Annotated in this window: 10 protein-coding genes and 1 pseudogene; 5 read left to right on the top strand and 6 right to left on the bottom strand. The window is 73.2% G+C overall.

The features are described from left to right. The first annotated feature begins 266 nt into the window (after nucleotides 1-266). From ACWDAS_RS27620 to ACWDAS_RS27610, 3 genes are all read left to right on the top strand, one after another. Nucleotides 267-2,096, top strand: a complete 1,830-nt coding sequence (locus tag ACWDAS_RS27620) for a glycoside hydrolase family 15 protein (RefSeq protein ID WP_450396073.1) — start codon at nucleotides 267-269, stop codon at nucleotides 2,094-2,096. A gap of 77 nt (nucleotides 2,097-2,173) precedes the next feature. Continuing rightward, nucleotides 2,174-2,389: a hypothetical protein gene (locus ACWDAS_RS27615; RefSeq protein WP_450396071.1), complete on the top strand. Its 216-nt coding sequence runs from the start codon at nucleotides 2,174-2,176 to the stop codon at nucleotides 2,387-2,389. A 3-nt stretch (nucleotides 2,390-2,392) separates the two neighbouring features. After that, nucleotides 2,393-2,743, top strand: coding sequence for a DM13 domain-containing protein (locus tag ACWDAS_RS27610; RefSeq protein WP_450396083.1), 351 nt, complete (start codon nucleotides 2,393-2,395; stop codon nucleotides 2,741-2,743). Between the two features lie 486 nt (nucleotides 2,744-3,229). On the opposite strand, the gene ACWDAS_RS27605 is transcribed toward ACWDAS_RS27610, so the two are convergent. Both ACWDAS_RS27605 and ACWDAS_RS27600 read right to left on the bottom strand, forming a co-directional pair. Next, nucleotides 3,230-3,793 carry a GNAT family N-acetyltransferase gene (locus ACWDAS_RS27605; RefSeq protein ID WP_450396068.1) on the bottom strand — a complete coding sequence of 188 codons (564 nt, stop codon included), beginning with the start codon at nucleotides 3,791-3,793 and terminating at the stop codon, nucleotides 3,230-3,232. Between the two features lie 47 nt (nucleotides 3,794-3,840). Further along, nucleotides 3,841-4,074 (bottom strand): response regulator transcription factor, encoded by a 234-nt coding sequence (locus ACWDAS_RS27600; protein ID WP_450396065.1) that lies wholly within the window; start codon nucleotides 4,072-4,074, stop codon nucleotides 3,841-3,843. A 341-nt stretch (nucleotides 4,075-4,415) separates the two neighbouring features. Between ACWDAS_RS27600 and ACWDAS_RS27595 the strand changes: the two genes are divergently transcribed. Together ACWDAS_RS27595 and ACWDAS_RS27590 are read left to right on the top strand one after the other, a co-directional pair. Beyond that, entirely contained in the window at nucleotides 4,416-6,989 is a 2,574-nt protein-coding gene (locus ACWDAS_RS27595; protein WP_450396062.1) for a SpoIIE family protein phosphatase, read from the top strand. A 15-nt stretch (nucleotides 6,990-7,004) separates the two neighbouring features. Continuing rightward, nucleotides 7,005-7,640: pseudogene (locus ACWDAS_RS27590) on the top strand (hypothetical protein); the annotation flags it as partial. 29 nt (nucleotides 7,641-7,669) lie between these two features. Here the strand turns inward: ACWDAS_RS27590 and ACWDAS_RS27585 are convergent. The 4 genes from ACWDAS_RS27585 to ACWDAS_RS27570 form a co-directional block, all read right to left on the bottom strand. Beyond that, nucleotides 7,670-8,647, bottom strand: a complete 978-nt coding sequence (locus ACWDAS_RS27585) for an alpha/beta fold hydrolase (RefSeq protein WP_450396060.1) — start codon at nucleotides 8,645-8,647, stop codon at nucleotides 7,670-7,672. Nucleotides 8,648-8,790: 143 nt separating this feature from the next. Further along, nucleotides 8,791-9,633, bottom strand: coding sequence for a prephenate dehydratase (locus ACWDAS_RS27580; RefSeq protein ID WP_450396057.1), 843 nt, complete (start codon nucleotides 9,631-9,633; stop codon nucleotides 8,791-8,793). A gap of 59 nt (nucleotides 9,634-9,692) precedes the next feature. After that, nucleotides 9,693-10,244, bottom strand: coding sequence for an aldo/keto reductase (locus ACWDAS_RS27575; RefSeq protein ID WP_450396055.1), 552 nt, complete (start codon nucleotides 10,242-10,244; stop codon nucleotides 9,693-9,695). Further along, nucleotides 10,234-10,383 (bottom strand): hypothetical protein, encoded by a 150-nt coding sequence (locus ACWDAS_RS27570; protein ID WP_450396054.1) that lies wholly within the window; start codon nucleotides 10,381-10,383, stop codon nucleotides 10,234-10,236. The genes ACWDAS_RS27575 and ACWDAS_RS27570 overlap by 11 nt, the downstream gene beginning before the upstream one ends. Nucleotides 10,384-10,419 lie beyond the last annotated feature (36 nt).

Raw genomic sequence — 10,419 nt, 5'->3', positions numbered from 1 at the left:
TACTCCGCCTCCACCCCCGGCCCCGGCAACGGGCCGGCCACCGCCAGCATCGGCGACCACCCGGGCAGGTCGGTCCGAGGCACAGAATCCGCCGAGAAGCGCGTACTCATATACACCAGCATCCCCCCACACCCACCAAGCGGCGAATCAAACACCCGACCCCGCCCCGCCCCGGCCGCCCGATTCTCCGGAATCGCCGGGTCCGCGTAACGTCAGTGGGTGCGGGAGGGACTGCACGGTGTCCGCCACCCTTCGTGGGAGCAGCCATGAGTTCGATCGCGATCGCCGACTACGCACTGATCTCCGACCGCCATTCCGCCGCGCTGGTCAGCAGGGACGGCTCGGTCGACTGGCTGTGCTTCCCCCGGTTCGACAGCCCATCGGTCTTCGCGCGGCTGCTGGACGGGCAGGCCGGTCACTGGTCGGTCCGCCCGTCGGTCCCGTACGAGGCCTCGCGCCGCTATGTGGATCGCTCCATGGTGCTGGAGACCACCTTCCGCACCGCATCGGGGACGGTCACGCTCACCGATGCCCTGCTCGTCGGCGCCGACAACAACGGACACCGCCTCGGTGCGGGCGCGCCTCGTCTGCTGGCCCGCAGGCTCACCTGCACCGAGGGAGAGGTGCCGGTCGAGACGGAGTACCGTCCGCGCCCGGAGTACGGACTCATCGCGCCGATCCTCTCCGAGACGACGGGCGGGGTCACGTCGCGGGGTGGCGCCGAGTGGCTGGTCCTCAGCACCCCGGACCGCATGACCTTCACCGACGCCACGGCCCGTGGCTCGCTGACCCTGCGGGCCGGCGAGTCCGTCTGCTTCGGCCTGCACCGTTCCACCCTGGAGGAGACCCCGGCCCGTGTCTGGCCGCAGGAGGAGCTGGCCGCCCGTCTGGACTCCACCATCGCGGCGTGGCAGTCGTGGTCGGACCTGCACCAGGCCTACGACGGCCCCTGGCGGGACCTGGTGCACCACAGCGGCCGGGTGCTGCAGGCGCTGTCGTTCCAGCCCAGCGGTGCCATCGTCGCCGCCGCGACCACCTCGCTGCCCGAGGGCGTGGGCGGCGAGCGCAACTGGGACTACCGCTACACATGGGTCAGGGACGCCTGCCTCACCATGGAGGCACTGTGGGTCGCGGCCTGCCCCGACGAGGCCCACGACTTCTTCGCCTTCCTGGCGACCGCCGCGCCGTCGCTGAGCAAGGACAGAACGCTGCAGATCATGTTCGGCGTCGGCGGCGAGCACGACCTGACCGAACGCACGCTCCCCCATCTGCGCGGCTGGCGGGACAGCCGGCCCGTGCGGGTCGGCAACGGCGCGTGGTCCCAGCAGCAGATCGACGTCTACGGCGAGCTCCTCGACGCCGCCTACCGGCTCGAAGACCAGCTGGACAGGATCGACGACGACACCCGGCGCTTCCTCATCGCCTGCGCCGACGCCGCGGCGGAGCGGTGGACCGAGAAGGACCAGGGCATCTGGGAGGTCCGCGGCGAGCCCCGCCACTTCCTGTACTCCAAGGTGATGTGCTGGACGGCGCTGGACCGAGCCGTGCTGCTCGCCGAACGCCTCGGTGCGGACCGGGACAAGGTCGCCGGATGGCGGCGGACCCGCGACACGATCCATGAGACCGTGCTGCGCGAGGGCTGGAGCGACGAGGCAAACGCCTTCACCCAGTTCTTCGGCTCCACCGCCCTCGACGCCTCGAACCTGATGATGCCGATCGTCGGGTTCCTTCCCGCCCGCGATCCGCGGATGCTGGCCACCATCGACGCCACCGAGCGGAAGCTCACCGACGACGCGGGATTGGTGTACCGGTACCGCACCGAGGGCGGCGTCGACGGGCTCGCCGGCGAGGAGGGCACCTTCCTGCTGTGCACCTTCTGGCTGGCCCAGGCGATGGCCCTGGCGGGCCAGGCCGAACGCGCCAGTGACGTCTTCGCCCGCGCCGCCGGCTACGTGAACGACGTGGGGCTCCTCGCGGAGGAGGTCGACCCGGCCACCGGCGAGCTGCTGGGCAACTTCCCGCAGGCGTTCAGCCACATCGGCCTGGTCAACGCCGCCTGGGCGATCAGCGAGGCCCGGCAGCCCGTCGCCGCGTGACCGGCGGCGCCGGCGTGCGTCACGGTGAACGGGAACGGCGACGGCTGCGGCTTCGGCTTCGTCTGGGAGGTGGCCCCATGGCCCGGTTCTTCGCCTTTCTGCGGCGGCACCTGCGGCCGTCGATCGCCGCGTGCGTCGTCGTGGTGGCACTGGGCGCCTTCGCGCCGGTCTACTTCCAGCCGCACAAGCTCTTCATCAACGAGACGGTCGACGACCCGCCGCCCACCGACGCGGGGACGGCGACGGAACGTCCGGGTCCCGGCGGGAGCGTCGCCGTCCTGTCCGCCGGATAACCGATCAGCCGTGGTCACCCGGGCTCCGGAACCGCCCGTGTGCTGCGCCTTCCGGACGGTTCGCGCGTCCTGCGGCTGGAGGACCTGCGGGTGGAGAACGGCCCGGACCTGCGCGTCCGGCTGACCGCCGCCGGTCCCCGCGCGCCCAACGACGACTTCGGGCACGACCTCGCCGATCTCGGGGCCCTCAGGGGCAACCTGGGCAACCAGACCTACGGCATCCCCGGCGACCTCCGGCTCGACCGCTTCCACGCCGTGGTGATCCGGTGCCGCCGCTTCACCTACGCCTTCGCCGCGGCTCCGCTGTCCTCAGCCGGCGCGCCTTCGGTCACGGCGCCGGGGGCTGCTCGCTGACCCGCCGCCGCGCCTGCGGCCATCGCGTCCCCCCCACCACCGCCGACCGGAGTACGGACACAGGACAGGAGCGGCTCGGGGCCGATCGCCGGGGGCCACTCCGGGGCCCCGAGCCCGCTGACCACATCACACACCCGCCGGCGCGTTCCGGCGAGCCGGACTGATCCACCCGGGCTCCGCCGAGCCGTCGGGGCGCACTCGGAGCACTCAAGTCGTCACGGGACAGGACGGCATGACGCGGCGTCGGCAGGACCGCGGAGCGCTGCGGCCGGCCGTGTCACCCGGCGGCGTCCTTGACGCCAACATGCCACCGGTCCGCGGTGACACGATCGGCGCCGGCCGGGAAGGGGGGCCAGGCCGGCGCCGGATCGGAGCGGGGCCGTTCTCCTGCTCCGCGGGGCTCCGTGGGGGCCGGACCGCTCTCCGGCCGCCGTGGAGTCCCACCGCAGGTCTCCCGCGCCTGATGCAACCGTCAACCGGACGCGGTCATTCCCCGCCCCGTCCGGCGTCGGGGTGCCGCCGCCTCCAGTCGGCGGCGAGCAGGCCGAACAGCAGGTCGTCGGTCCACTCGCCCTTGATCCAGGTGTGGGCCGGGCGGCGGCCCTCCGCCCGGAACCCCACGCGCTCCAGCAGCCGGGCCGAGGCGCCGTTGCGGGCATCGCACTCGGCGGAGACGCGGTGCAGCCCGCCCACGGTGAACAGCCGCTCCAGCAGCGCACCGACGGCCTCGGTGGCGTAACCGCGGCCCTGGTGCTCGCGCGCGACGGTGAAGCCGAGATCGGCCTGCATCCGGTTGTCGTGCAGGCACACCCCGATGTCACCGATCAGCTCACCGGTGGCGGCGAGCTCCACCGCGTACTGGAACCAGCCCGGGTCGGCCGGATCTCCGGCGGCGAATTCCGCCACCAGTTCCTCGGCGGCCTCCGGCGGCACCGGTTCGCTCCAGCTCTGATAGCGAGCCACGGCCGGGTCGGAACGGTAGGCGGCCAGCGCCGGCGCGTCGTCCGGACGGAAACGGCGCACACGCAGCCGGGAGGTCTCCAGGAACATGCCCGCGATGCTCTCACGCCGGGGCGTCCCCGGCGGCGGCCCGGGAGTCACAGCCCCAGGGACACGGCGAGCCGGGTCAGCTCGGCGGTGCTGGTGATGCCCAGCTTGGCGCGGATACGGCGCAGGTAGGCGTCGACCGTGTGCTTCGACAGTCCCATGTGGCGGGCCGTCTGCAGATACGTCTGCCCGGCGGCGATGTGCCGCAGGGTCTCCCGCTCCCGCGGGGCGAGGGCCCGGGCGGCGTCTGGGGTCTCGGCGTGCGGCTCGGGGGCGTGGTTCATGGGGACTTCCTCCGGCGGATCGGATCGCGTCGGTTCGGTCCGGCCGCCCCTGCCCACGCCCTCGAAAGCAGGGAACCATTGCCGGATCGCCTTGGTTGCCCTTCTTCACGTCGGGCGAGGTATGTCCGGTTCCACACCGTTCCACACTTTCTGATGATTCTTTTACCTCCGCTGCTCAGTGCCCCTGTCCCGCCCCGGAGGCGGCGCCCCTGCCGGCACAGCGGCGCCTTGCGTTGGTGCTCGCCCGTCACAGGGATGATGCTGGTCAGTGGATGCCCTGGCCGAACTCGGTTCCTCCGCCCCAGCGGGGGAAAGAACCTAGCGAGGGCGTGATGACAGCCATGGAGCCACTTCCCACCGCCGCCGGTGACCAGCCGGACCCCCGCGGCACCGACGGCGCCACCGCCTACACCGCCACCGCCACGCTCGACGATCACGGGATCGTCACCGGTTGGAGCGCTCAGGCCCATCATCTGCTCGGCCACACGCCCGCCGAGATCATCGGGCATCCGGCCACACTGCTTCTCGCCGAGCCGCCGCCCGACACGCCCTCCCCCACGACGCGGCGCTGGGCCGGTACGCTCGCGCTCCGGCACCGGGACGGGCACACGCTCCACCTGCGCCTCCTCGCCCACCACCGTTCCGCCGACGCCACGGGGGCCGGCCACGACGGCGCAGACGGCGGCGACGCCCGCGGCAACGGCGGCTGGCTCGTGGTCGCGGCCGTCCCGGCGTCCGCCGGCGATCCACCGCCGCACGACGCCGTCCGCGCCTGGGCGTTCGCCCAGTCCCCCTGCCCCCAGGCGGTCTTCGACAGCGGCCTGCGCCTGACACGTGCCAACGCGGCCTTCGAGGACACCCTGGGCCTCGGCGAGGCCCAGATGCGCGGCCTCCGGCTGCCCGACCTCGCTCCCGGTGACACCGCCCGGCAGACCGAGACCCACATGCGGAACGTCATGAAGAGCGGCCGCCCGCAGCACGTACCGGCCCCCTTCACCGCCAACGGCTCCCCCGCCACCGCCGTGAAGCCTCCCGGGGCGGCCGACACCCCGGTCGGGCACAGCGGCACCCCGGACACCGGACCCCACGGCACCGGCCGGGCCGCCGGCGAGACCGGGACCTGGAAGCGCGCCGACACCGACCGGGACCTGCAGGCGACGCTCACCCCTCTCGCGGACGCCACCGGCGGCGTGCGCGGGGTGGTGCTGACCACCCACCCGGCCGCCGAGGACCCGCAGGTCCAGCGCCGCACGCAGCTCCTCCACGACGCCGCCACCCGCATCGGCACGACGCTGGACACCACGCGCACCGCCCAGGAGCTCACCGACATCGCGGTCCCCGAGCTCGCCGACTTCGCCGCCGTCGACCTGATCGACTCCTCCCCCGCGGCCCAGGCGGCGGGGGGACCGGTCACCGTGACCAGGACCGCCGCCACCTCCATCCTGCCCGGCACCCCCGAAGCGCTCATCGCCCTCGGCGACACCGCGACCTACCCCCCTGGCTCACCCCCCGCGCAGACCCTGGAGACCGGGAAGGCCGCGCTCTACGACATCACCGACGCCACCCTCGCCCGCTGGGCCGCCCAGGACCCCCGCGCCGCCTGGATCCGTGAAGCGGGCACCCATTCCGTCATCGCCATCCCCCTCACGGCCGGCGGCAACACCCTCGGCCTCGCCGTCTTCAGCCGCCACCGCAACCCGGTCCCCTTCACCGCCGACGACCTCGCCCTGAGCGAGAAGCTCGCCCATCGCGCCGCCACGGCGATCCACAACGCCCGCCGCTACGCACGCGAGCGCACCACCACCATGGCCCTCCAGCGCAGCCTGCTCCCGCACACCCTCCCCCAGCAGGCCGCCCTGGACATCGCCACCCGCTACCTCCCCGCCACCACCCACGCCGGGGTCGGCGGCGACTGGTTCGACGTGATCCCCCTGTCCGGCACCCGGGTCGCGCTCGTCGTCGGTGATGTCGTCGGGCACGGCATCCGCGCCTCGGCCACCATGGGCCGGTTGCGCACCGCGGTGCGCACGCTGGCCGACGTCGACCTCCCCCCGGACGAACTCCTGACCCATCTCGACGACCTCGTCATCCACCTCTGCGCGGACGACGAGGACGGCCAGGACACGGACACCGCGGGCGGCATCGGCACCACGTGCCTGTACGCCGTGTACGACCCCACCACCCGCCAGTGCAGCCTCGCCCGCGCCGGACACCCTCCGCCCGCCGTCGTGACGCCCGACCACGCCGTCCACTTCCTGGACGTCCCCGCCGGCCCCCCTCTCGGCCTGGGCGGACTGCCCTTCGAGACCATGACCACGAACCTCCCCGAGGGCACGGTCCTCGCCCTCTACACCAACGGGCTCCTGGATCCGCACCACCACGACATCGACCAGTCCCTGGACAAGATGTTCACGGCCCTCGCGCACCCGGCTCAGTCGCTCGACACCGTCTGCGACCGGGTGCTCACCACGCTCATCACCCACCGCCCGACCGACGACATCGCCCTCCTGGTCGCCCGCACCCGTACGCTCCCGCCGGACCACATCGCCACGTGGCAGCTGCCGAACGATCCCGCGACCGTCGCCCGGGCCCGCCACCACGCCACCACCCAGCTCACGTCGTGGGGCCTGGAGGACGCCTCGTTCACCACCGAACTCCTCGTCAGCGAGCTCGTCACGAACGCCATCCGCTACGGCAAGCCCCCCATCCAGCTGCGCCTGATCCACAACAACACGGCCCTCATCACCGAGGTCACCGACACCAGCAACACCACCCCCCACCTCCGTCGCGCCCGGACGTACGACGAAGGCGGCCGCGGTCTGCTCCTCGTCGCCCAGCTCGCCCACCAGTGGGGCACGCGCCACCACCCGCGCGGGAAGACGATCTGGACCGAGCAGGCCCTCACCCCCGCCTAGTACGAAAATCCCCCGTACCGGCGCGCGCACGAGAAGGAACTGCACCTGATCCTCGCCTCACGCGACCTGACCACGTTCCGCCATCTGCATCCGGCCCGGGCGGCCGACGGCACGTGGAGCACCTCCGTCACCCTCCCCGAGGCCGGCGACTACCGGGTCTTCGCCGACTTCACCCCCGCGGGAGAGGACAGCGGGAACCTCACGCTCGGCGCGGACCTCTCCGTGGCCGGCGAGTACCGGCCGGGCCGCCCCGCCGAGCCCTCACGGACGGCGACCGTGGACGGCTACACCGTGACCCTCCACGGCGGACTGCGGCCCGGCTCGCCGGAGGAGCTCCGGCTCAAGGTGGCCAAGGGCGGCCGCGAGGTCACCGACCTGCAGCCGTACCTCGGCGCCTGCGGTCACCTGGTCGCCCTCCGCTCCGGCGACCTGGCGTATCTCCACGTCCACCCCGACAGCGCGCCCGGCGACGGCGCCACCGCGCCCGGGCCGGACGTCTCCTTCACCGCCACGGCACCGAGCGAGGGCTCGTACCGTCTCTTCCTCGACTTCAAGCACGAGGGCAGGGTCCGCACCGCCGCCTTCACGGTCACGGCCGGACCGGCCGACGCGCACGCGGAGGACGGCGGGGGCACCGGCCACGGGCACTGACGGCGGGCGGGGCCGGGCGCGGGCCGGGCTCAGTTCGAGCGGCGGCGCAGGCGGCGCGCGCCGAGGACGGCTCCCGCACCCGCGATCAGCGAGGCTCCGGCGATGCCGCCGAGGCCGGTGATGTCGGGCCGGCGCTCCCCGGTACCGGTGTCCGCCAGCGTCGCGCGGCCGGACCCGGCGGCGGTGGCGGCCTGGAGGATCAGGTCGGCGACGGCGTCGGGGTGCGCGATCAGGGACACGTGGCAGGAGTCGATCTCCACGGTGTGGGAGTGGGCGCGCTTCGCCTCGAAGCGCTCCTGCTCGGGGTTGATGGTCATGTCCTGGCGGCCGACGAGAGCCCAGGACGGGATGGTCTTCCAGGCCGCGACCTTGGCCGTCTCCGAGAATGCGGTGGTGGCCGCGGGCCGCTGGGTGACCCCCAGCAGGTTCGCCTGGCTCTTCGGCAGGCACGCGGCGAAGACCGGGTGCACCTTGTCGCGCTTGAGGTACAGATCGGTGCCGCTGACGCCGCCGCCCGCCCGGTACGGCACCGCGTCGGTGGCACCGGCCAGGGCGCTGGGGAACCGGGCGGCCAGGGACATGCCGCTCTCGCCGACGTCGGGCATCAGCGCGGAGATGTACACCAGCGACTTCACCTGGGGGTGACCGGCCGCCGCGGAGCTGATCACGGCTCCGCCGTAGGAGTGGCCGGCCAGCACGATGGGGCCCTTGATGCTGTCCAGCACGGAGGAGATGTAGGTGGAGTCGCTGTACAGGCCGCGCAGCGGGTTGGCCGGGGCCATGACCGTGTAGCCACGGCGCTCGAGGCGTTCGATGACCCCGTTCCAGCTGGAGGCGTCCGCGAACGCCCCGTGGATCAGGACCACCGTGGGTTTCGTCCCGGTAGTGCCCCCGTCCGCGGCAGCCGGGACTGCCGGGGCGGCGCACAGGGCCAGGGCGCACCCGGCAGCAGTGACGTGGGCTCGGCGTATGCGACGCCGGGAGCCGGGAACCAGAGTTGCCGCCATGCCGTTCTCGCTTTCCTCGAGGCTTACGGCACGTGAGTCTTCACGGCTCCGCGGCGACAGGCCCGGCCGCGTCCGCCGACCGGGTCACGGAGGTGGGCCGTCGGGGTGAAAGCGGCGCGGCACGGGTGGGGGGGCCTCCGGCGTCAGCCGTGGTCCAGGAAGCGGTGCGGGTGCGCCGGGTACACACCCATGATCCGCACCTCGGAGGAGAAGAAGCGCAGCTCCTCCAGGGCCAGCGCCACGCTGCCCTCGTCGGGGTGTCCCTCGACCTCGATGTAGAAGCGGCTGGCCTTCAGCCCGGCGCCGGCCTGGTAGCTCTCGATCTTGGTGAGGTTCACCGCGTTGCTGGAGAACCCGCCCAGCGCCTTGTAGAGCGCGCTCGGGATGTTCCGTACGGAGAAGAACAGGCTGGTCATCATCGGCGTGCCCGCGTCCGGCGGGAGCTCGGCGTCCCGGGACAGGACGACGAAACGGGTGGTGTTGTCGGGGGTGTCCTCGACGCCGCCGCGCAGCACCTGCAGCCCGTACAGGGACGCCGCGCCGGGCGGGGCGAGCGCCGCGTGCCGGAGGTCGCCGAGCTCCGCCACCTCGCGGGCGGCGCCCGCGGTGTCGTCGCTCACCAGCGTCTGCCAGCCGCCCTCACGGACGACCTTCCGGCACTGGCCCAGGGCGTGCACATGGCTGCGGACGCACTCGACGTCGTCCAGGGAGGCACCGGGCACGCCCATCAGGTCGAAGCGGATGGGCAGGAAGTACTCCGCGATGATCGACAGGCCCGCCTCCGGCAGCAGGTGGTGGACGTCCGCGACGCGTCCGGCGGCGGAGTTGTCCACGGGGATCACCGCCAGATCCGCGGTGTCCAGCGCGACCGCCTCCAGGGCCTGCTCGAAGGTCGTGCAGGGCAGTTCCCGGCTGCCGGGATACAGCCGCGACGCGGCGGAGGCGGAGTTGGACCCGGGTTCTCCCTGATAGGCGATGGTCACCATGTGCGTATCGGTATCTCCGGATCGGGGGCTGTGCGTTCGGCGGGGCCGCGCCTCGCATGCTACTGCGCCCTCCGCGCGCGCCTCGTTCCCGTCCGAGGGCCGGACGGCCGCAGCGGGAACACCAAGCGCAGATCAGTCGCGGTGCGGGCGGGTGACCCCGGTTGGTCGGCGCCGCCCGGGGGTACCACAGGTTCTGCACCGCCACGACGGTGGCGATGGTCCGCGCCTCGGTGAGCTGGGCGTCGGAGACACCGCTGAGCCCGAGGTGGCGGATCAGTCCCTGCTCGCAGCCCGGCCAGGGTGCCGAACTCCGCGGCCAGGGAGTCGTCGCTGGCGCCCTCCACCGAGCCGGGACGCAGAGGGACCACGTCGAGGGCGTCCAGGCCGAGGCGCCGCAGGTTCTCTCGGACCTGCACCCTGAGGTCCGCGGGCTCCGGGGACGGGATCCAGCTGCCGTCCTGGCCGCGCCGGGCGCCGACCTTGGCGGCGATGCGGAGACCGGCCGGGTAGGGGTGCAGGGCCTCCTTGATCAGTTCGTCGACGACGGCGGGGCCGTAGAAGTCGCTGGTGTCGATGTGGGTGACGCCCGGCTCGACCGCCTCACGGAGCACCGCGAGGGACTGGTCGCGTCCCGGGCGGGCCGAAGACCCCGGGGCCGGCCAGTTGCACGGCGCCGTAGCCCATGCGGCTGATGCCGAGGTCGTCCGCGAGCCTCAGGTCGCCGGCGGGCACATCCGGGGTGGGGCTCATGCGTCGCACCTGTCGCGCGTTGACGTGATGTGGATG

The organism is Streptomyces sp. NPDC001070 (assembly GCF_053598835.1).
This window is presented reverse-complemented; position numbering and strand designations above follow the sequence as displayed.

Bases quoted from the DNA above. Each gene is read 5' to 3' on its own strand.
- ACWDAS_RS27620 (WP_450396073.1), top strand. From the start codon at position 267: ATGAGTTCGATCGCGATCGCCGACTACGCACTGATCTCCGACCGCCAT.
- ACWDAS_RS27615 (WP_450396071.1), top strand. From the start codon at position 2,174: ATGGCCCGGTTCTTCGCCTTTCTGCGGCGGCACCTGCGGCCGTCGATC.
- ACWDAS_RS27605 (WP_450396068.1), bottom strand. From the start codon at position 3,793: ATGTTCCTGGAGACCTCCCGGCTGCGTGTGCGCCGTTTCCGTCCGGAC.
- ACWDAS_RS27600 (WP_450396065.1), bottom strand. From the start codon at position 4,074: ATGAACCACGCCCCCGAGCCGCACGCCGAGACCCCAGACGCCGCCCGG.
- ACWDAS_RS27595 (WP_450396062.1), top strand. From the start codon at position 4,416: ATGGAGCCACTTCCCACCGCCGCCGGTGACCAGCCGGACCCCCGCGGC.
- ACWDAS_RS27585 (WP_450396060.1), bottom strand. From the start codon at position 8,647: ATGGCGGCAACTCTGGTTCCCGGCTCCCGGCGTCGCATACGCCGAGCC.
- ACWDAS_RS27580 (WP_450396057.1), bottom strand. From the start codon at position 9,633: ATGGTGACCATCGCCTATCAGGGAGAACCCGGGTCCAACTCCGCCTCC.
- ACWDAS_RS27570 (WP_450396054.1), bottom strand. From the start codon at position 10,383: ATGAGCCCCACCCCGGATGTGCCCGCCGGCGACCTGAGGCTCGCGGAC.